This is a genomic window from Faecalibacterium sp. BIOML-A4, from assembly GCF_009679665.1.
In the GTDB taxonomy this organism is placed as follows: Bacteria; Bacillota; Clostridia; order Oscillospirales; family Ruminococcaceae; genus Faecalibacterium; species Faecalibacterium taiwanense.
In genome coordinates, this window is the sequence record NZ_WKZG01000019.1 from 29,300 (window position 1) to 50,872 (window position 21,573).

The 21,573-nt window shown below is 48.2% G+C and carries 19 protein-coding genes; 1 reads left to right on the top strand and 18 read right to left on the bottom strand.

Annotation, left to right across the window (positions count from 1 at the left end; genetic code table 11):
• Positions 1–14 precede the first annotated feature (14 nt).
• From GKG34_RS12985 to xerA, 8 genes are read right to left on the bottom strand one after another with little or no spacing between them, the layout of a single operon-like run.
• Complete coding sequence (locus GKG34_RS12985) at positions 15–2,063, bottom strand: ATP-dependent DNA helicase (RefSeq protein ID WP_154256490.1); 2,049 nt, start codon at positions 2,061–2,063, stop codon at positions 15–17.
• Between the two features lie 29 nt (positions 2,064–2,092).
• Positions 2,093–3,484: an NYN domain-containing protein gene (locus GKG34_RS12990; protein ID WP_154256492.1), complete on the bottom strand. Its 1,392-nt coding sequence runs from the start codon at positions 3,482–3,484 to the stop codon at positions 2,093–2,095.
• A gap of 25 nt (positions 3,485–3,509) precedes the next feature.
• Positions 3,510–6,599, bottom strand: a complete 3,090-nt coding sequence (locus tag GKG34_RS12995; RefSeq protein WP_148336305.1) for a type I restriction endonuclease subunit R — start codon at positions 6,597–6,599, stop codon at positions 3,510–3,512.
• Between the two features lie 17 nt (positions 6,600–6,616).
• Positions 6,617–8,440 (bottom strand): DUF262 domain-containing protein, encoded by a 1,824-nt coding sequence (locus GKG34_RS13000; protein WP_256284603.1) that lies wholly within the window; start codon positions 8,438–8,440, stop codon positions 6,617–6,619.
• Between the two features lie 23 nt (positions 8,441–8,463).
• The gene (locus tag GKG34_RS13005; protein WP_148336304.1) at positions 8,464–8,823 is read right to left on the bottom strand and encodes a hypothetical protein; all 360 of its coding nucleotides are present in this window, start codon (positions 8,821–8,823) and stop codon (positions 8,464–8,466) included.
• A 30-nt stretch (positions 8,824–8,853) separates the two neighbouring features.
• Positions 8,854–9,369, bottom strand: a complete 516-nt coding sequence (locus tag GKG34_RS13010) for a DUF4365 domain-containing protein (protein WP_148336303.1) — start codon at positions 9,367–9,369, stop codon at positions 8,854–8,856.
• Between the two features lie 37 nt (positions 9,370–9,406).
• Positions 9,407–10,567, bottom strand: coding sequence for a restriction endonuclease subunit S (locus GKG34_RS13015; RefSeq protein ID WP_154256494.1), 1,161 nt, complete (start codon positions 10,565–10,567; stop codon positions 9,407–9,409).
• A 13-nt stretch (positions 10,568–10,580) separates the two neighbouring features.
• Complete coding sequence (gene xerA / locus GKG34_RS13020; protein ID WP_148336300.1) at positions 10,581–11,564, bottom strand: site-specific tyrosine recombinase/integron integrase; 984 nt, start codon at positions 11,562–11,564, stop codon at positions 10,581–10,583.
• A 37-nt stretch (positions 11,565–11,601) separates the two neighbouring features.
• Between xerA and GKG34_RS13025 the strand changes: the two genes are divergently transcribed.
• Positions 11,602–12,291, top strand: coding sequence for a restriction endonuclease subunit S (locus GKG34_RS13025; protein WP_154256496.1), 690 nt, complete (start codon positions 11,602–11,604; stop codon positions 12,289–12,291).
• Here the strand turns inward: GKG34_RS13025 and GKG34_RS13030 are convergent.
• From GKG34_RS13030 to GKG34_RS13075, 10 genes are all read right to left on the bottom strand, one after another.
• The gene (locus tag GKG34_RS13030) at positions 12,288–12,827 is read right to left on the bottom strand and encodes a restriction endonuclease subunit S (RefSeq protein ID WP_154256498.1); all 540 of its coding nucleotides are present in this window, start codon (positions 12,825–12,827) and stop codon (positions 12,288–12,290) included. The two genes, GKG34_RS13025 and GKG34_RS13030, sit on opposite strands and share 4 nt — an antisense overlap.
• A complete protein-coding gene (locus GKG34_RS13035) occupies positions 12,817–14,319 on the bottom strand; it encodes a class I SAM-dependent DNA methyltransferase (RefSeq protein ID WP_148336299.1) in 1,503 nt (500 codons plus the stop codon). Before GKG34_RS13035 ends, GKG34_RS13030 begins: the two co-directional genes overlap by 11 nt.
• A 69-nt stretch (positions 14,320–14,388) precedes the next feature.
• Positions 14,389–14,601, bottom strand: coding sequence for a helix-turn-helix transcriptional regulator (locus tag GKG34_RS13040; RefSeq protein ID WP_198403673.1), 213 nt, complete (start codon positions 14,599–14,601; stop codon positions 14,389–14,391).
• Between the two features lie 176 nt (positions 14,602–14,777).
• Positions 14,778–16,142, bottom strand: a complete 1,365-nt coding sequence (locus GKG34_RS13045; protein ID WP_035394651.1) for a relaxase/mobilization nuclease domain-containing protein — start codon at positions 16,140–16,142, stop codon at positions 14,778–14,780.
• Positions 16,103–16,432 (bottom strand): plasmid mobilization relaxosome protein MobC, encoded by a 330-nt coding sequence (gene mobC, locus GKG34_RS13050; RefSeq protein ID WP_005934759.1) that lies wholly within the window; start codon positions 16,430–16,432, stop codon positions 16,103–16,105. Before mobC ends, GKG34_RS13045 begins: the two co-directional genes overlap by 40 nt.
• Positions 16,433–16,668: 236 nt before the next feature.
• The gene (locus GKG34_RS13055; protein WP_148336298.1) at positions 16,669–17,328 is read right to left on the bottom strand and encodes an SIMPL domain-containing protein; all 660 of its coding nucleotides are present in this window, start codon (positions 17,326–17,328) and stop codon (positions 16,669–16,671) included.
• Positions 17,328–18,086 carry a hypothetical protein gene (locus tag GKG34_RS13060; RefSeq protein ID WP_173015259.1) on the bottom strand — a complete coding sequence of 253 codons (759 nt, stop codon included), beginning with the start codon at positions 18,084–18,086 and terminating at the stop codon, positions 17,328–17,330. Before GKG34_RS13060 ends, GKG34_RS13055 begins: the two co-directional genes overlap by 1 nt.
• Entirely contained in the window at positions 18,086–18,508 is a 423-nt protein-coding gene (locus GKG34_RS13065; protein ID WP_113999254.1) for a hypothetical protein, read from the bottom strand. The genes GKG34_RS13060 and GKG34_RS13065 overlap by 1 nt, the downstream gene beginning before the upstream one ends.
• The gene (locus GKG34_RS13070; RefSeq protein ID WP_148336296.1) at positions 18,505–20,013 is read right to left on the bottom strand and encodes a DNA methylase; all 1,509 of its coding nucleotides are present in this window, start codon (positions 20,011–20,013) and stop codon (positions 18,505–18,507) included. Before GKG34_RS13070 ends, GKG34_RS13065 begins: the two co-directional genes overlap by 4 nt.
• A 22-nt stretch (positions 20,014–20,035) precedes the next feature.
• Positions 20,036–21,568 (bottom strand): sodium ion-translocating decarboxylase subunit beta, encoded by a 1,533-nt coding sequence (locus tag GKG34_RS13075; RefSeq protein WP_148336295.1) that lies wholly within the window; start codon positions 21,566–21,568, stop codon positions 20,036–20,038.
• Positions 21,569–21,573: the final 5 nt, after the last annotated feature.

A 21,573-nucleotide genomic window follows, 5' to 3' on the forward strand; every position in this document is an offset into this window, starting at 1 on the left:
TGCCGTTTCTATCATCATTCCTTGGCTGAGGGCAGACCTTCGTAAAACCTCCTCAGTTCGTCCAAACTGCTTGTCCGATTTTTGATAGGCAGGGAGTCCCATGTAATGTCATGATAGCGTTCCGGCGGCTCGTCCCGAAGTCTTCGGTCGATAATGCAGACAATGCCGGTGTCTGTGAAATTGCGGATCAATCGCCCGATACCTTGCTTGAGCTTGATAATCATTTCGGGAACGCGGACATCCATCAGAGCGTCCTTTGCGACGGAACACTTATACTCGATAATTGGATCGGGGACAGGGAACGGAAGCCGGAAAATGATGACATTGGAAAGGCTTTTTCCTTCAATGCTGATACCTTCCCAATATGCACCCGTCCCCAGAAGCACGGAGTTCGTATCTTCCTTAAACTCACTCAGCACCTTGTCCTGCGACGATCCCGGCTGCTGCATCAGGATTTTGTACGGAAGATTTTTCTCGCTGAGAATGGAGTAGACCTCTTCCATGTCGGTCTTCGCCGTAAACAGCACGAGTGCCTTTCCGTTGGAAATGCTCAGTATCTCAAGCAGTCGCTCCACGCCCTTTTCAATGAAGGCTTCATGTTCTCTGGTCGGGTGCGGGAGATCGTCGCAATAGTAGATCATGGCGTGTTCATCGTATGGATATGGGGAAGGCTTTGGCTCGGATAAGCAGCCGCGGTCACCAGCGGGAAAGCCGGTATTGCTGATAAAGTAAGAATACTGTTCTTCCAGAGACCCGCTCGTGGCGTTCGTCAGCGTGGCAGAGGTCAAGATGGTTCTTTCATCACCATTGAAGTATAGGCGGCTCACAATTTCTTTTGTGTTTTTAGGGCAATAGACGAGTTCCGTGTTGCTGCCGTGCTGCTCAATCCAGATCAACATATCATCTATCCGGTCAAGAAGCTCTGAAAGGGACTCGCTGACGGCATCCAGATCATCAGAGGCAGCAAAGGAACGGTTGTTTCTGAAATCCATGCTGGAATAAATCTGAATGCTGGACGAAAGGTTGTGTATGGCGGCGTTCATCTCGGTAAGCAGTTCAATCGCACTGCCATTGTTGTCGAAGAAAAAGCGGTCAGCGTAGCGCATATCCTGCTCTGCCTCGTTGATCTGCTTTTGGACTTGTGCTTTCAGGCAGTTATAGAAGGCGATGATTGCGCTCTCTGCCTCTCGCTTTTCACCTGACACACTGCTCTGGTCAAAGGATCGCAGCTCATAGAATGCGCTCTTAATCATTCCAAAGAGCATACCCTGTCCGAAACGCTCCGTTGTGGCACTACGCACTTTATCATCCAAGTTGTGCGCTTCGTCCACGACAAGCAGATCAGCGGCGGCGTTAATCAGCCCTTCCTGACCGCGCCGGAGCTTCATGAGATGCTGGGTTAGAAAATCCTGATTGCACAGTACCACTCCATCCGTAAACTTTAATGCTGCGCGGACCTTGTAATACTTGCACTTCTTTTCACAGGAGCCGCAATTCTTCATGCTGAACCGCTGCACATTTACCTTGTCCCAGACGCCTTGCGGCAAAACCTCCGGGAAATCCTTGCGTTCCTCATACCCCTGCTGGATTCCTTCTTTGAGCGCGTCCGGTGGGTCAGCCTTCGGGTCACACATATACTCATCTGCGCGTTTGTTGCAGAGATAATGGGTCTGTCCTTTTGCGAGGATGACATCTCTGTTCAGCCCAAGAAGGGGCATTACCGCGTGGACATCGCGCCAGAGCTGTTCTTGAAGCGCAATGGTCGAGGTTGCGATGATAACCGGCTTGTTCATGCGTTTGCTGTACAGCAGCACCGGCACAAGATAGCCAAAGGACTTTCCAATGCCCACGCCAGCTTCAATCGCAAAATGCTGATCGTTTATGAGGGCGTCCACAATCTCAAAGGACATATCCTGCTGCCCCTCACGCATTTCCAAACCATGCTGCGGGGCTTCATCCCAAAAGAAGGTGCTGACTTGCTCACTCATGGAGTACAGCTCTGCTTTTCTGCGCTTTTTCCGTTCCTCCGATGTATTGAATCCAAAATAGAATCTGTTGTCCATCCACATTCCTCCCGGAATAGAAACCCATGCTATCCGCGTTTCAGTTCAATGCTGACGTTTCCGTTCTCGTCGATGGTCAGCGTCATGTGTCTGATGTGCTTCTCATAGAACTGCCGCCGCTCTGCGGGAGACATTTCGATCCTCGTGTTTCGCAGAGCAGCGTCAAACATATCGTTGACGTTCAGGTGAACGGAGTTGTCAATCCAGCGGTACATCTCCTTGAATAGTGCGTTTTTCTTGATGTCCTCGCTGTTGCCGGAGTAGAAGTCATCCAGATAGCAGTAGAATATCCCGGATTCTGCAAGTGCCGACTTCATATCCGGTCCGCATTTTTCCCGCTCAATCATGACAAGGAATCTGGCGTCCGGCAAGGAAGAGATAAGCCCCCAGTAGTCGGAATCGCTTGAGACGATGACGAAGGAATCCACTTGCTTCTGGTAGTGTTCCTGACAGGCTCTTGCGGTGAGCTTGATGTCTACCAGTGATTTGTTCTGCTTGATCCGCTCAATCATGATATGCTCAACGGGGATGCGGGTGTAGTTTTCAAGAATCCGCCATGCCGTAGCGGTATGTACGTCATCAAAGAGAATGATCGCCGTAATTTTCTGCATGACCTCATAATCAAGGTTTTTGAGCGTGGCGCACAGTTTGTACGGGTCAGAGTTTTCGCAGTCCACTACCAATACGGTCTTCTCACTGTCATCTATGAAGTCGTAGATATTGTTTTTTACAAAAGCCCCTGCATCGGAGACTTTACTGTATTCCGTGAAGGCGTCGCAATGCCATTGATAAAGCAGGGTAGCAAACTTCTTATCATTATAGAGGACATTGCCCTCGTCCATCGGTACCCAGTTAATGTACATTTGATAGGGGTAGTAGGAGAGACTTGCGTAATAGATGTCCGCAGCATCTTTCGTTCCGTCCTCTGTCAAGCCGTTTGGCATAATGAACAGCTCTTTTATGTACGTCCAGTTAATCCAGATTGGAAAGAGGCTTTTGCAGTTGTTAATGCGGTCTGAAATCAGCCGGTTGATCTCGATAATGTGGTGGCATAGCTTTGTACTCGACTTTTTGATAAAGCTGATTCCGTCATTTGAAAGCTGCTGCATACTGGACATCGGAAGGATCTCAGGCATCGAAAGAAGCCCACGGTATTCCATCCGCATGATGTCATTTATTTTCCGGTAATTGCGCTCAATGGCGGTGCGGATGATACATAGATTTCGGATGATGCGGGCATTTTTATCCTGCTCAAGCCGGTTGTATATCTCTATCTTCGGCGGCTCGTGTTCATTTTGGAAAATACGAAGCGGGACGCCGATCAGGTAAGCGACCTTTGACACAAGCTCATAGGTGCTGTCTTTGTAGGCAATCTGTTCTCCGGCATATTCGATGCCATTCAACATGACTGAATTGCCCATGATCTACTCCTTTCTCGTAGGGGAGTTAAGCGGTCATTACATTGTCCGTCCACATCTCACACTGGCTCATGACAGTCTGGACAGCATCATCCATACCCTCTGGCGGATATTTGTGTTTTTTCAGCAACCTTTTGACCAGGCGGCGCATTCCAGCTCTTGCGCTCTCTTTCTTTTGCCAGTCTATTGTCTGGTTTTTGCGAAGCAAATCTGTCAGTTCTTTCGTGATAGCAATAAGCTCGTCATGCTCGTAAAAGTCCTTGATTGCTTGCGGTTTTGTGAGGGCATCATAGAAAGCAAGCTCGTCCGCTGTCAATCCGAGTTTTTCACCCTCGGCGGCAGCAGCGGCAATGTCTTTCGCCAGCTTGAGTAATTCTTGAATGACTTCCTCGTTGGTCAGCATTCCGTTCAAATAGCGGTTCATTGCGCTCTGAATGATTTCGGAGAACTTTTCAGACTTGACAATATTTGTTCGACGGTAAACAGAGACCTGTTCGGAAATCAGTTTTTTCAGGAGTTCGACTGCAAGATTCTTCTCCTTCATGTTTGCCACTTCTTCAAGAAACTTCGGATCGAACAACGAAAACTCAGTCTGGACATCGGAGAAGAGGTTGATAACACCTTCGCTCTTGATGCTGTGCTTCAAAAGCTCGTTAATGCGCTCATTTACTTCCGGAAGCGTAAACTTCTTTCCGGTACCGCCTGAAACCAAGCGCACGGTCATTGTTCTTACGGACTCGAAGAAAGCTGCCTCCATGCGAGTTTGCTCGTCTACCAAGCTGCTGCACAGCGAAAGTGCCTGCTTGAGAAGCAGGGCTTCTTTGATAAACACATTCTGTGTCTTCTCATGGTCGGGAAGCTCGTACTCTGCAACACTCTTGCCGAGTATGAAGTTCACTCCGCCGCTGATGAGCTTCGCCCTGTCGAGGTCGCTTCCGGTCATGAATTTCTCATAACTGAATCCGTGGAACAAATCTCTGCAAATAGAGAGCTTTTCAAGGAACTTCGGATATGCAGCCTTGCTTACATCTGTATCACCATAGTTCTTCTTGTCTCTGGCAGTATAGTCGTTCATTGCCTGTTTCAGTGCAGCCGCAATACCGACGTAATCGACAACCAAACCGCCTTCTTTATCTTTGAAGACACGATTGACGCGGGCGATAGCTTGCATCAGGTTGTGTCCAGCCATCGGCTTATAGACATACATCGTAGCAAGGGAGGGAACATCAAAACCGGTCAGCCACATATCCACGACGATGGCGATTTTCAGCGGAGAGTTGTTGTCTTTGAATTTCCGCGCCATATCGTCCTTATGAGCTTTGTTGCCGATAATCTCACGCCATTCTTCGGGATCGTTATTGCCTTGCGTCATGACCACTGCAATCTTTTCCGTCCACGCTGGGCGTAGCTCAAGAATGCGCTTATAAATCTTCATTGCTATGGGACGCGAATAAGCAACGATCATCGCCTTGCCGGTCAGGATATTCTCACGGTAATTCTCGTAATGATCAAGAATGTCATTTACCAAGGAATTGATCGTCTGGTCGGCACCGAGGATTGCTTCCATCTGACCGAGTTCCTTTTTGCTCTTTTCAATGACATACGGATCGGCGTTGTCAGCCATAATGTCATACTCATTATCGATCAGATGGAGGGTGTTCTCGTCGAGTTTCAGGTGAATCACACGGCTCTCGTAGTAGACGGGTCTGGTCGCGCCATCTTCAACTGCCTGTGTCATATCATAGATGTCGATGTAATCACCGAAGACCTCTCGTGTACTGCGGTCTTTTGTGGAGATCGGTGTTCCGGTGAATCCGATGTAGGTCGCATTAGGAAGCGTGTCTCTTATAATGCGGGCAGTGCCGATAACGGTTTTCGCCTCGACTTCGCCGTTGTCCTTCTGCTTGACCACAACCTTCTCATTGAGACCATATTGCCCACGATGCGCTTCATCAGCCATCACGATAATGTTCCGACGCTCCGAAAGAGCTTCGTTGCTTTCTTCAAACTTCTGCATGGTCGTGAAGATTATGCCGTTTGCCTGTCTGTTTGCAAGCAGTTCTTTCAGATTCTTGCGGCTCTCAGCGTGCTGCGGCGTTTGCCGGAGGAAGTCCTTGCAGCGGGCGAATTGTCCGTAAAGCTGGTCGTCCAGATCGTTACGGTCGGTAATGACAACGATAGTGGGGCTTTCTAACGCTTCTTGCAGATAATGAGCATAGAAGACCATAGACAACGATTTTCCGCTGCCCTGTGTATGCCAGAAGACGCCACCCTTACCGTCCGTCACGGTTGCGTGTTTTGTAGACTCAATCGCCTTTTTGACTGCGAAATACTGATGATACCCGGCGAGTATCTTGAATGTATTCTGTCCATCCACATTAAAGCAGATGAAGTTTTTCACGATGTCAAGGAAGCGGGTCTTCTCAAACAGTCCTACAAAGAATGTGTCAAATGATGCGTGTTGCGTATTCTCATAGCTGCCGTCTGTTGTTTTCCACTCCATAAAGCGGTCTTCGCCGGACGTGATTGTACCAGCCTTTGAAGTGGTCAAGTCGCTCATGACACATACCGCATTATAAATGAACATAGAGGGGATCTCATACATATAGTTCCGGAGCTGACGGTATGCTGCGGAAGCGTCGGTTTCTTCGCGGGACGGAGACTTCAACTCCACAATGACGAGCGGGAGACCATTGATAAAGAGGATCACATCCGGTCTTTTTTCGGAGTTCTCAATGAAAGTCCACTGATTCGCAACTGTGAACTCGTTACTGGCGGGATTTTTGAAGTCTACAAGGTAAACAAGGGTAGAGCGTTCTTCACCCTTGTCATAGTATTTTACCGGAACCCCGTTTTGGAGGTAGTCCATAAAGACCATGTTCTTCTGCAAGAGCGTTCCGGTTTCAAAGTTCTTGAGTTTGTAGATTGCCTCCGTCAGAGCGTCCATAGGCAGGCTCTTGTTGATCCGCTGCAAGGAAGGTAGCAGAACATCCTCATAAAGCGGCGAGTGATAATCGCGCTCCACGTCCGGTCCATAGATATAGTTATAGCCCAGTTCTTCATTGAGAAGCTGCAAGACAGCGTTCTCGTAATTTGATTCTGTAAAATATCCTGCCATAGTTTTGTCACTCCCTTTTACGCCAGACTCGCCCCAAACTGATCCAGCGTATTTTCTGCATCTCTGTCAGTGACAGGCTTATTCATTGCCTTTTCAATCAGATTGAGAAGACTCTTTGCTCTGTCAATGAAGTAGCCATTGAAGTTATCTGCCTTCAATTCCGCATAGTTGATAAAGTGCGATTCCACCCGTGCTTGCAACTCATTCTCAGTCAGTCCATCAACCTTTTTTAGAATTGCCCCCAGATACTCACTCGGCGCATTTCCGCCAATCGAGCGGTTGGTGGCTGGAAGAATCGGGGTCTTGTTAATGATGGAATTATACCGTTCGCGCTTGATGCCCATTTTCTCGCAATATGCTTCGGGGAATATATGGTGAATATCCGGAGACTCAAGCATACTGTTTACAATGTCAATCGTCGTGTTGTTCATAAAGTCACGACACTTCTCCTTGTAAAGAAGAGCCATTATACCTTTATATGCCGCGCTCAAGCGAGTTTGAAGGGTTAGCAGCCGCGTAGAAGAAAAGACTGCGCTGTTAATCGTGTGCATTGCATTCGGACGTCCATTGACCGCTTCAACCATGTCCTCAATGTCATAGGCATAGCGGGTTTCGTTCGCACCGCCATACATCTCACCCAAAATCCCGCACCAATACCACCGAGAAAGAGTTTTGATTGTGTTTGGCTCATTGCATTTGGATTTTCCGAGAACAGCGCAGATTGCCGCAAGTGGAATCAACTGCGTTGTATAGGGCAAATCTCTTTGACGGAAAACGCACTGATCCCGAAGAAGAAACTCCTTTGCGATTTTGAACCCAGACAGCACTGCATCCCGGTTCGCTATGTACGATTCATAAGGAAGTCCCAGAACATCTTTCTTTTTGCAGGAGATTGTGTTTGTCTTTCCAGACTGCTTGTTCAAATAGCTTGTATAGAGACAAACCGTTGTCAGGAAGGTAGTCTCATCAATCCCATCGAACAGGTCTGTTCTCAGCGTGTCACCGAAACCGCAAATTGTATTTCGACACTGCACCCAGTCTTTTCTCAGGTCAAAGTCTCTTGTGGCATAAGTTGCGGTAACAAGCTCAAACACCGTGAGAGGAACACCACCGGTATTGACGTTCTCAAACACCTTGCACACTGCCTCTCGCGGCGTGGACTTGTCCAGCGTAATCACAGGCAGCTTATACCCGGAAATTGTATTCAGCACATCCGCCTGAAAACGCTTGAACTCGTCCATTGCCTCCGGCTTCATTCCATAGTGCGTCATGTAGCCCATGAACCAGTCCATAACGGCGTTGCTATCGAACACAATATTGACCGGAAACAACTTATTCTCGTATTCATATTCTCTGGTTGAGAGATCGAGCTTCACATCACGGTCAAAATTCTCTTTAATTTTGCGATCTTCGGGGATGGACAGGACTGCATCAAAACGATCCTCATCATCGTCGAGGCACTTCTCCATTGAGAGATAATAATAACGTTTAATAGCCTTGCCTTTTTCTGTTTTGGTCGAGACCGGCTCTTTAGAGGACGTTGCCTGATAAATAGAAGTAAGCCGCTGCTGACCATCAAGAATCAAATGCTCCGGCTTTACAGAGACACCCTTGACGCCTGTAATTGTCCGGTACTTGAATTGAATATCCGGGTTGCCGTATTGCAGCCGCATGATGGCACCCATAGGATAACCCTGTGATAAGCTGGCGATGATGCCTCTAATCCGGTTATCATCCCAAGTCCAGTCGCGCTGAAACTCCGGCAACTGCATTGAGCCGAACTTAACCTCCGCTAAAAGCTGACTTAGGTTTGTATCAAGAGATTGCGGTGAAATAATCACGTCTGCGCCTCCTTCATTGAGTTTTACTGATCGGACGAGCCCAGTCTGCTTTCCAGATCTGAAATATCACTGCGGATGGAAGAGATGTCCGACTCAATATTGTCAACCCGCTCGGACAAAGAATCCTGCTGACCTTGAATGTACTCTATTTGTGAGTACAAACCTCGCACTGCCAGAATCAATTCTACCATCAGCCCCTTGTCATCAAGGGAGAGAAGGCGTTCTTTTTCAGTCTGTATCTTTTGAGCCTCCTGTTGAAGCCGCTCTTCCTCACGAGCTGCTTCTGCTGCGGCTTTCTCAAGACGAAGCCGTTCCTTTTCAAGCCGCTTTTTCTGGCGCTCATCTTTGCTTCTTTTCAAGCTCTCCTGAACTCTATTTAACATGGTTTAACTTAAACCTCCTATGTCAGAATCCTATACTTTTCTCAGTTTTCTTGACGGACCATCTATGTAGATGCTCTTTGCGATCTGCTGCAAATCAAAATCATTTTCGCAGACAATGTTGTCGCATGGCACATGGACAGTTATCTGGCTTTTGTTGTTGTCCAATTTGTCAAATAGTTCGGGCTTGCTGATAAAATAGTCCTGCAAGGGCAAATAGTAAACGGTTTCCTCTTCTACGTCTACATAGAATATGACAAATGCACACGAGCTGCCCAAACCATATCGTATTGTCTTAATTTCCATCTCAAGCGCAAATGCGTCTCCATTTTTTAGTTGTCGTGGCGACCGAGTTCCCTTAATTTGCCCTTCTATTTTCTTGTTCGTCCACTCTTCGTTCTCAACTAATTCGACTGTGCAATCCAATCCATTATCCCGCCCAGTCATTTCATGGTACTCCCAGTTTTCTGACGGAAATCGAAAATGAACCAGCTTTCGTGCTTCTGCTCCAATAATCCGTGCAGTACAGTCCTTAGGTAATTTACTCAAAAGCTATTTCACCTCCGATAAACGATAATTTAGCGGCTTAGAGCTGGACAGCAGAGACGTCAATCTCGCCGGACATGAGCTTTGGTAGAAGCATGTCTCGCAGTGCTGTAAAGGTTTTACACTCTTCCTCGTTGGCACGAAATAAAGAGAACAATGGCTCAACCAGATCGTTATACTCTCTGAGATTATGTTCAGGAGGAATAACCACTTGAACAGAGCGCAAGTTCGCTTGGCTGATCTTTGGCTGAACAGCACCGGTAACAATAGATTTTACCGGAGTCTGCTTAAAGAGCATATATAGGCTCTCAACATCATAACCAAGCCTTCCAGTGAGAATGTGGGCATGGTTATTTACCCAGAATTGTCCCCACACATATTGCAGAATAGGGTAGCCAGCATCGTCAACAACAGTACCATCTTCTCCAAGAAGAAGATATTTACCGTCGAAGATGTAGTTATCCACAAAATCCATGAGAGAGGCTGCACCATAATAAGGATAAATCTTCTTCTCCATCTTCGTTCTATCTGCACCAGAGAGAGGGATACGCTTCGAGTCATGGATTTCGATGATCTCACCAACTGTACCTATGCGCCAGCCATCTGGAAGATCATCTTGTACGCCATACGGGAAGAACTGTTTGTAAAGCGTTTGTGCTTGAGCAAGTAAATTATCGTTTACCTGTTTGTTATTCCTGATCTTCTCGTCTATCGGTTCGAGTATCGAAACAAGGTAATCCTGCTGTTTCCTTTCTGGCAGAGGGATTTCCATGTTTCCAAATATCTGTGCATTTATATTTCCTCGTGTACTTCCAGTGTTGAAGGATTGAACCCAGTCATTGTATTGTTTCGACCTGCAATAATACTTCACATACTTAGGGTTCACTTTCTCCGGATCTATACTGAACTTAATCAAGAATCCAGCATATACAAACACCCCGTCACTTCCGTCGTAAAAGTAGTTGCGACCTGTACTTCCTCCGGTTCGTGCAAAAACAATGTCATTGGGTTTAAGGATGTACTTGTCTGAATTAGGAGCATCGACGCTCTTTAGCTCACTTAGGTTTAATGTTCCATCGTCAAAAATATCTGTAATTCTAAGGTAAGTAGGAAGGTCTGCCTTTCGCTCGACAGCGGAGGCAGCTATTCCATACGATCCTTTTCCTCCTATGGAGAGGTCATTTAGTTTGGCAAATAACATAATGCCCACCATCCTATCCGATGTATTTTCTGTGTGCCAGCTTCACGTTCTGTTGCTTCACCATCGCATAGTGCATGGTGGTGTCGATTTTCTGATGCCCTAAGAGCTGCTGGACTTGCTCTATGGGCATTCCTTTGTCTATGGCAGTAGTGGCCAGTGTGCGCCTGAACTTGTGAGGGTGAACCTTCGGGATATTCAGACGCTTTCCCAGCTCCCGAAGGCGTGTCTCCACTCCGCCGATCATCAATCGGTCAAAGGGAGCTTTCAGGGAAACAAACAAAGCCGGGTTTTCATCCGATCTGCCCTCAAGATAGTTTTGAAGGTGGATCTTCGTCCTTGCGTCGAAGTAGACCAATCGTTCTTTATTGCCCTTGCCGATAACCACGCATTCGCGTTCGTTGAAGTTGATGTCTTCGCGGTTTAGCGTGACCAGTTCTCCAACACGCATTCCGGACGAAGCCAGAAGATCAACCATAGCCAAATCACGCGCCGTTGTACAGTTGTCGCGCATCAGCTCCAACGCTTCATCGGTGTAGGTGTCCTTAACAACCTTTGCGGTTTTCACCTTATGAATCCGTCGCACCGGACTTTTCACGATGAAGTCCTCATCCTCAAGCCAAGAGAAGAAACTGGACAGGATCCGGCGGATGTTGTCTATGGTCACTTTACTCGACCTTCGCTGAACCTGATAGTTGGTTAGATAGCGGCGCAAATCATCTGTGGCGACCTGTTGCACTGCCTTTCCGACTCCGGCAATCAGAGATTCAATCGTCTTTCGGTAGTAGCTCAGGGTTTTCTCTGAGCAGCCTTCGATCCGTTTTGCTGTGATAAATGCTTCGACTGCATCTGTTTCTTCTGCTGGAATTGAGCCACTATCATAGGTGATCGTTGCCCCTTCCAATGTCTCAGCCATTGCATCCCGAAGGTGCATGAGCTGTTCGTTGTTAAGATACGGCAGCATTTTTCGCTGTATCTCCGTGATGAGTTGTTCTGTCATTGTCGTGTCTCCTTTCGAGGTAAGAGAACGACATTCAGTGGCAGTCCCTTTTGTAAAACTCTCGCCACTGGTGAGAGTTATTCAGACGGTAAACGATAATTTAGCTGATCTCCTGCAAACGATATATCAAGAGCGGTTCGGCAATGACATTTTGGCAGTAAATCAGGGAGTCCTCTCGGATATTTGCTCATATTCAAGAGACAAAGTAGCTGTCTCTGAGTTGAACGTCAGAACCTACTTCTCAACGGAAAATATGCTGTCGGGAAAAGCTGGTTCAACCGAGGCAACAAGCCTACCAACTACATCACAGACAACCGCTTGCCATAAAGGTGATACGTTGATTTCCAACATTCGTCCTTACTTTAAGAAGATTGTCTACTGTGAGGACAAATGTGGCTGCTCAACCGATGTTCTTTGCTTTACGCCAAGTCAGCCGTGTTACTCGGCGTACCTATTCAGCACCCTATATGCCGACAAGTTCTTCGCATTTATGGTTGCTGGATCGAAAGGAACGAAAATGCCCCGTGGAGATAAGCAGCAGATTATGACATACCCTGTTGTTCTACCATCGGAAGAAGAGTTAGCCGGGTTTAATACCATTGCTTCACCACTTCTTGAGCAGATTTATTCTAATAGAGCGGAAAATAAACGGCTGTCCATACTAAGAGATACCCTTCTTCCAAAGTTGATGTCCGGCGAGATTGACGTCTCTGCTGTCCAGCTCTAAGCCGCTAAATTATCGTTTATCCTATCGTTAAGCGCAATCTTTTCGTCAATCCTTGCAAGGAAATCTCCGATGCGTCTCTGCTCGTCCAAGTCTGGCACTGACAATTCAAGCTCTTCGAGAACGCTTTGTTGAACTCGCTGCCTTCCAGAAGATCCAACCATAGACTTTATAGCTACATTACGGAAAACCGGGTTTATTGCTGTGTAATAAACAAATTGCGGATCGCTGATTCCCGTTTTTGCTCTCATCACAATAAACTCCGTTGAGCCAAAGCCAATTTCGCCATCATCAAGCATATCAACATAAGCGGTTTTTCCGTTTTCAAGGCATGGAGTGATCCTTGCCATAACGGTGTCCCCGTTGCAAAACTTAGCTCCGCCGTTAAACTCGGCTTTTTCCGTCTCTGGAATCTTTTTCGTGAACGGCTTTAATTTGTCCATTGCAACCTTCGTTGCAATGTCACCCTTTTTGAGGCTCAAGCGAGGATTAAAGTCAATAAAGTCGGCAGCGCGAATTGTCCTCCACTCAGATGTCATACCCAATCGCCCCCAGTCGTTCTTTGATCTGCGCCTCAAGTTCATGGGACTTTGCGAAAAGCTCAGAAAGTTCAGAAGTCAAACGCCCCATTTTCTCTTCAAACGGCTCGCCGTCATCTTCCTGTTCCTCAATACCAACATAGCGTCCCGGAGTGAGAATGTAATCCTGCTTTGCAATGTCCTGTGTAGTGACAACAGCACAGAAGCCCTTTTCATCTTCGAGTGTTCCATCAACGAAGGCATTATAAGTGTCGGCAATTTTCTTGATGTCTTCATCCGTCAGTTCGCGCAGCTTCCGCGTAACCATAGTGCCGAGTTTCCGTGCGTCGATGAACAGCGTTTTGCCTTTTTGCTTCTTGTTCTTTGCAAGGAACCAGAGCGATACCGGGATCTGCGTCGTGTAGAATAGCTGCGTCGGCATTGCAACGATACAGTCCACAAGGTCAGCATTGATAATGTTCTTGCGGATTTCACCTTCACCGCCGGACTGTGAGGAAAGCGAACCATTTGCAAGCACCATGCCGATACGTCCATTCGGAGCGAGATGCCAGATCATGTGCTGCAACCATGCAAAGTTGGCGTTGCCAGCAGGAGGCGTACCATACTGCCAACGGACATCATCAACGAGTTTATCCGCACCCCAGCCGGAGAGATTGAAGGGCGGATTTGCCATAATGAAGTCTGCCTTGAGCTGAGGGTGGCAATCGTTAAAGAACGTGTCCGCATTAAACTTGCCGAGGTCGGCTTCAATACCGCGAATGGCAAGATTCATCTGCGCCATCTTCCATGTGGTCGGGTTGGAGTCCTGTCCAAAGACGGAAATCTTGTTGATGTTGCCGCCGTGATTTTCGATGAACTTTGCGGACTGAACGAACATACCGCCAGAGCCGCAGCACGGGTCATAAACACGTCCATTAAACGGCTGCAATACTTCAACAAGGGTACGCACGACACAAGAGGGAGTATAGAACTCACCGGCAAGTTTGCCTTCCTGTTCAGCAAACTTAGAGAGGCAATATTCGTATGTACGACCGAGAATATCCTTGCTGCTCCCATGCTCGATCATCTGAATGTTGGTGAAGAGATCAACCACTTCACCAAGCCGCCGCTTGTCCAGTTCCGGACGGGCGAAGTTCTTAGGAAGAATATCTTTGAGACGCTTGTTTTCTTTCTCTATACTGCGCATTGCATCATCAATCACCGTGCCAATTTCCGGCGTGTGAGCGGCAGCAGCAATCGCACTCCATCGTGCATTCTCAGGAACAAAGAAGATGTTTTCGGCAGTGTATTCGTCCTGGTCTTCTTCAAATCCATCGCCTTCTTCAACCAGTTCCTTGTACTTTGCCTCGAAGCGATCAGAAATGTATTTCAAGAAAATCAATCCGAGAACGACGGACTTGTATTCGGATGCGTCGATGTTTCCGCGCAGGACGCAAGCCGCGTCCCAAATTTGTTTTTCAAAGCCGATATTGCTTGTGTTATTCTCAGCCATTTCAGCAACCTCCAAAGTTATAGTTTCACACTTACTATTCTACAAAAAGAGCTGTACGAAAAACCGGACTCAGTTCTTGTCCGTTCGCACAGCCTCACATATATCTCCGATGTCACAGTTCAAGTAATCACAAACGCGCAGCAAAATAGAGAGGGACACTTCTTCCCCCTTATTCAGTTTTGTCCATGTTCCGGCAGACAGCCCTACTTCATGTCGTAGAGAAGCCTTCTTTATGTCGCGTTCCAGAAGAAGCATCCATAGTTTCTTATAGCTTATGCGCACGGCAACCATCCTTTCGCTTGCTTGCATTCAACATCGCATATAATATTATACTGGATTTCATTCTCAAAAGCAATCCGTTGATGCAGAAATTAAAGAAAAAGTTTCAATTTCTCGAACCTTCTCTCAAGGATGCAGGGCATCTCCGGTCAACAGGAGATGCCCTGCTTTTGAAAGGACTATTCGCGCTGTGTGCTGCGCAGATGATCACGGTCATGGTCAGCAGAAGGAGCGAGAAACGTATCAACATTAGACTTGATCGTCTCTATTTGCTTTACTTCTTTTTTGAGCTTCGCACGTTCATCATAGAGCCGCTGTTGCTCATCAAGAAGTCGCTGCTGTTGCGCTTGCAGTGTCTTCAAGCTCGGCAGTTTTTCATCGCCCTGCATGGCAAGTAATGTGCTTCTCGCTGCCTCAAAGATCACAAGCTCGGCTTCGTGCTTTGCTTTGAAACCCGGCTTATCTTTTGCCTTCTGGAATGCGTCATATACGGGCTTGAGCCGCTGGTAGTTGGAGATGTTTTTGATAAGCGGTTGGACTTCCCGCAGTCGCGCTTCGACGCCTTTCAGTTCCTTGCCGGTGCGGTCATAGGAGCTGTGAACGTCCTCGACCTTCTTTTCAAGATCGGCGTATTGGAGCAAGTTGTTTTCCGTGAGATAATTGAGTGTCCGCGCCGCTTCCTTGAGGATCGTGAGCTTGGCTTTATACTCATAGCCCTTGCTGTCGATAAGTCTGATCCGCTCCTGAATATCTCCGATGAGAGAGATGCCCTTCGGCACGGTCTGCCTCCGGTTTCTGCGCGGCGTCCGTCCGGCAATCCGCTCCTTGATGCGTTCCTCGGTGTAGTTCTCTCCGATGGTCTTAGAACGAGTAAACCGCTCCTGACCTTCAGCGCGAAAGGAGATATATTTGCCGGTCTTGATTTCATAACCAGCTTCCTGCATGAGCCGCAGAAAATCATCGTAATCCTTCGCTGTGATGACGAGTCGGTCAATGGTCTGCTTGAGCTTTTGCTTCCAGCTCGTGCCGCGTTTGGCTTCGGTGTACTCCTTGTAGCCCATGCCCTTGTTCTGAGAGGGAGGGATAACAGAGAGACCGTTTTCCTTACAGAGCCGGTCGCTGACCTCGCGCATATCATAGTAAATCCGCTTGTAGCTCTTATATGCGTGGTAGTCCACGAAGTCAACCGCATTGAAAATCAGGTGGTTATGAACATGGTCTTTGTCAATGTGAGTGGTCAGCACATACTCATATTTTCCTCCGAGGATTTCATCTGCAAACTGCTTGCCGATCTCGTGGGCAAGCTCCGGTGTGACCTCTCCGATTTCAAAGGACTGGATCACATGACGGGCTATGATCCTGACCGGATTCATCCCTTTTTGCTCAGCTATTTTCCGCGTCCATTCAAATTCCCGCGCTGCGGTCTCGCTGGCACAGCCGTAGGACGAGACCAGCAGCTTCTCGTCTGTCTTTTCGGGATTCAGAATGTACGCGATTGCCTTGCTCAAAGTTCCTCGGATTGCTTTGATTTTAGTAACTGCCATACCGCGTCCATCTTTTCTTTCAGCTCGTCAATATCGTCCTGATAGAATCGTCCCGTCGAGTTGATCCTGCGGCAGACGGTATTGATGTTCACACCGATCTTGTTGATTTCGGCGGCGAGCTTTTTCTGCTCCGTGTAGTCCACAACGATGATGTAGCCGTCGATCAGCATCTTCCTTGCATACGCACCGAAGTTCTCCGTGCCGATCATCTCCATCTTCTTTGCAATCGTCCGTTCTTCCTGTGGTGTCAGCCAAATCTTCTTCTGAATGTCTCGTGTTCTTCGTACCATGCTGCGCCCTCCGTCGTAAAGATTAGAAGGGTTTGGGACTATCCCAACAAGCAAAAATCTGATGTTAAGGGCAGGGCCTCCTTAACTGATTTTTCTCCGGTGGGTACTCACCGGATTTGCTTGCTAATCTCCCAAAATCGTATTCCCCGAAGATTCCTCCGTGAAATGTCCCTTCACTTTACAACGGACACAAAAAGGGCGTTTGTTGAGTACCGGATTTCAAAAAAGTCAAAAAATCATTGGATTTCCCATGTGAAAGCCACTGTGTCTGTCACATCAATATCAACCGGCTCAATCTCAGGTGCGGCGCACTTGCTCATCGCCATAAGAGGCTGAATACAGTCTTCGACCTCATAGCTTGTTCTGGAATACACATTGAGTTCGCCCCAGTTGTAGTCGATATTGAGTAGCTGCCCAAGCGTACCGCCTGATGCTTTGCAAAGAATCTCCGCCTTCGCTCTGGCATTCTCCGTCGCGCTGATCAGCAGCTTTTCGCTGACCGCTGATGGGTTTCTTACAGTGAATGCAATACTGAGTTCCGGCTTTGCACCGCAATCCGCAACCGCAGAAATGACCTTTGCAAGCTGCTTGCTGTCAAAGTCAAAGGCAAGTTTCAAGCGATAGCTGCAAGCATATCCGGCAAACTCTCGCTTGTAATTTCCTTGCCGATCCTTGACATTCTCGTACCTTGTCTGAACATCAAAGCTCGTGGTCTTCAGGTCTTCCTTGCGATACCCAACGCGGACTGCGGCACCTTGCAGTCTTTCGATTCTCTCGGCAGCTTCCGACATTGCGCGGTCATAGGTTTCAGATAAGACTTCAATGTTCAGGGATAGGATGATGTAATCCGGTCTTGCCGAGACACTGCCCGTCCCTTTTACGGTGATTGTTCTCATTACTTTCTCCCGTCCTTTCTGGAATTGAAGTCCTCGTCGATACGCTTTTTCCAATTCGTACCCAGAGGTACGCTGCAACGGACAGCAGAAACCGCTTCGCTCAGAACCTCATAGTTGAGCTGCGTTCCCTTATGGTCAGAGTGATAATTGACCGCTCGGTCTGCTCCAATACCGAAGTGCTTTGCCGTTTCAACTGCGTCAATATTTGCGCCGAGGAATAGAAACTCCCAGCCGTACTTTTCCTTCTGCCGCTCGATCATTTTCTTAACTGTCTCGCTGTCATAACGGCGGCTTGCATTCTCCATGCCGTCCGTTGTGATGACGAACAGCGTATGTTCAGGGACATCCTCATTTCTTGCGTACTTGTGGACATTCCCAATGTGATGAATTGCTCCGCCGATAGCATCCAGAAGGGCAGTACATCCGCGAACGGAATAGTCCCTGTCGGTCATCGGCTCCACCTTCTGAACCGGCACACGGTCATGGATAACCTCGCTCACGTTGTCAAAGAGAACGGTAGAGATCAATGCCTCGCCATTCTCTTTTTTCTGCTTTTCAATCATGGAGTTGAATCCTCCGATGGTGTCTGTTTCCAGTCCGCTCATAGAGCCGCTGCGATCAAGGATGAATACGATCTCCGTCATGTTCTTTCTCATGTTTTGTACCTCCGTATATAAAAAAATGACTGCTTGGTGTCTCACCTTACAGTCATATTGTACTTCGGTATTCACTTCATTTGGTCGCATGGCAAGCGACATTATTCTAAGGACAAGAACAGCTCTCCGTCAATGCTTAGGATGTCATCCATCGGAATCTTCGTGCCGTCCTGCATGGTAATCAGGCGCTCAAAGTCATCAACCTTTATGACTGCGCCGGTTGCAGTTACATACTCACCGCCAGCTTTGCGCTCATCAGGTTTGAAGTAGGTTATTTCAACCTCCGGCTCTTCATCAAGGGCATCCATGAGAAGCTGATACCTCATGTTCAAAGCGGTCAAGGCTCCCTCATCAAGCTCAATCCTTTCGTCGGTCAGACGTCCGGTTTCCTTGATTGCAGAATCATAGCCGGTGAGGGCGGCAAAGGGCGCAAACTGCGCTGCACGATCTGACATCGGCATTTGTGATCGCGTTTTGGAGACGTGGTGAGGAAGCCCCATGATCTCGTTGTATTTTCTGTTCACGCCTTATGCCCTCCAATCTGCGCATTGCGGTCTTTCGCGGTTGCACCTTCTTCAAGATTCATTGCCTTGAGGATGGCGTTCTTTCCATACTTCTTTTTGATTGCAAGCGTGGCGGCTTGTATTTTCCGCTCACGCTCCAAGACGGCATTCTCAGCTTTCTGTTTTTTCTCTTCGGCGGCATAGTCGGTAAAGAGATCGAGCTGGACAGCACCGTCATTTTTCTTCGGCGCGTCCGCTTCCGGCAGGACATGATTTGCTACAACATACATACGGCGGACAAGCAGATTCTTGTCCACGATCCGGTCGAAGAGTTCTGACACAGCGCACATTATTTTGCGGGTAGATGATGTGTGACCGTCGAGGTTGATAGAGCCGTGCGCCTGTTTGGGAATCTCCCGCCCGTAGGGGTCTTTCTCCACTGCACCGTGATACTTTGCCCGTCGTGCCGGATCGGTAAGGTTCTCAATGTCATAGCCGACGGTGAGAACCATCTGGTCGGTGACAAGTCCCTTGTCCACCAAGTCCAGCACAAGCAAGTCCGTCATTTCCCGGACAACCAGCTTCGCCTTCTGCGGCTCGTAGGGACAGTGCAATACCTGACCGGAGCTGATGCTGTTGGAGCTGGGACGGTATGCCTTGATTGTCTCAATGGTCGTAGGCTCCCAGCCCCACGCATGGTCGATGAGCAATTCCGCGTTCTTGCCGAACAGCCTATAAAGCAAGTCCTCATTCCGCTCCGAGCAAAGGGCAACATCGCCCATTGTGAACATCCCATTCTGCTCAAGTTTCTTCGCAATACCTCGACCCACGCGCCAGAAATCCGTGAGAGGCTGGTGCGCCCAAAGCTCACGCCGGAACTTCATTTCATCCAGTTCGGCTATTCGGACGCCGTTCTTGTCGGCTGGGATGTGCTTCGCTACAATGTCCATTGCCACTTTGCAGAGAAAGAGGTTCGTCCCGATCCCAGCGGTTGCCGTGATGCCGGTTGTCTCAAGCACGTCGAGGATAATCTTCATGGCGAGATCATGTGCCGAGAGCTTGTAGGTATTCAGGTAGTCCGTCACGTCCATGAACACCTCGTCGATGGAGTAGACCACGATGTCCTCCGGGGCAATATATTTGAGATAAACCTGATAGATGCGGGTGCTATACTCCATGTAGTACGCCATCCGAGGCGGCGCGATGATGAAGTCAATCGCCAGATACGGGTTTGCTTGCAGCTCAGAGTAGAAGTGTGATGTGCCGTCCAATCTGTGTCCCGGCGCGTCGTGCTGCCGTCCGGCATTCGCTTCCTTCACGCGCTGTTTGACTTCAAATAGCCGCCCGCGTCCGGAGATACCGTAGCTCTTGAGGGAGGGCGTGACGGCAAGGCAGATGGTCTTATCGGTACGGCTTTCATCCGCAACAACAAGGTTAGTGTCCAGAGGATCTAAGCCGCGCTCCCGGCACTCCACGGAGGCGTAGAAGGATTTCAGGTCGATTGCGATGTAAGTGTGTTGTTTCACCTTCTTTGCCTCCGCTTTCTTCTTAGATCAGCCCTAATGACATTTCATTGGAGCTTTTAATGTTGAATACGATACGCCATTCAATATCACCCTCCACCGGCTCAAAGTGTAGAGAGGAACAAACTGCATGAAGTTTTTCTTTTGAGCTGTCTCCACACACGATTGCGATTGGACCGTCCGCTCCGCCGATAATGCCGATACAAGCAATATCGTTTCGTGCCTCTGGTGCATAGCGGTCAGAGCATGGCGCAATTTCCAAAGGCTTGTCCCCCTCAGCGCAATCACAGATCGTAACATCGCTGTCAGGTTCAGGAGAAAGTGTATAGCTCATAGCAGTAAAATGCGTAGGATAAAACCAGCGGTCAGAACCGTAACGCTTTTCGGAAATTGTCTGCTGCTCTAATTCCTGTACAGTCAATGTGTATTTTTTTCCACTGACCGGATGGAGGAAAGAAAACGAATCACCGGGAGCGTGTGCCTTGAAATGTGGTCCCGGGACACGACACGACTGCTGCTCCATTGTAAGGGAGAGGGCTTTTATTTCAGGACGGCGTTTGCTTGTCCACGGAAAAGCTGCCCGAAAAATCATCCATCCATAGGATGTATCCAAATCATAGTGTTCCAATGCCCACTTTGCTTCCGCTTCATTGATCACCCCGTCTGGCAAACATGGATTAAAGACCACGGAACAGCCGTGGGAGGTCAGCATTGTTTTCCCGTTCAGTTCCAAACGAGGAATAAAGTTAAGGCAAAGTGGATTGTCTAAATCTATCTGCATTTGCTGCTCCTGCGTGAAGTATTCGCAGGAGTCGTTTTCGGGGTGTAAATCCCATTTAGTTATGAACTTGCGAATGTCTTCTTCCGGGGTACGCATACAAAAGTCCATGACGAGTCCCTTGCTGCAAGAATACGCCGCAGGAATAACCCAATGATGCCTCGCCCAGTCAAATTGCTTATTCAACCGGATTTCCGTTCCGGCATGGTCTTTTCCCGAATGTCCCCAGAAGTTTCCATCAAAGTAGACCTTCCACTCAGGCATGGTCGGTTCTGCTTCTGGGTTCATATCAACATCATAATAGTCCTCGGTGTACTTGATCTTACTATAATCAAAAGATGCTTGCAGCTTTTTGATGTATACCCACGGCTGTTCCATAGGCGTCAATTTCATTTTCTCAGCAAGCTCTGATAGCGTTCTTTGCTGATCCTGCGTTGGAGGGTTGTCCTGCAAAAAGGCTTCAAACTGGGCTTTATCCCACATCCACGCCTGTTCCAGCGCTGCCGAATCACTGCAAGCAAGGAGCAACCTCAGAAAGTCTTCAAAATCGTTTGCCAGCGGATGAACAAAATCCGGAGCCGAGTTCATGGGACTGACGGAAAATACCATACCGCCAAAGTCTCGAACAAAGCAGAAGTGGATGCCGTCCACACCCGCCCAGCCAAAAATAGATGCACCTTTTGGCGTGCAAAAGTATGGGTTGTTATCTTCACGACGCTCCACCCCTACGGGCGAAAGGTCAATACCACTTCGCAAAAATTTCTGAAACACTTTATCCATAGACC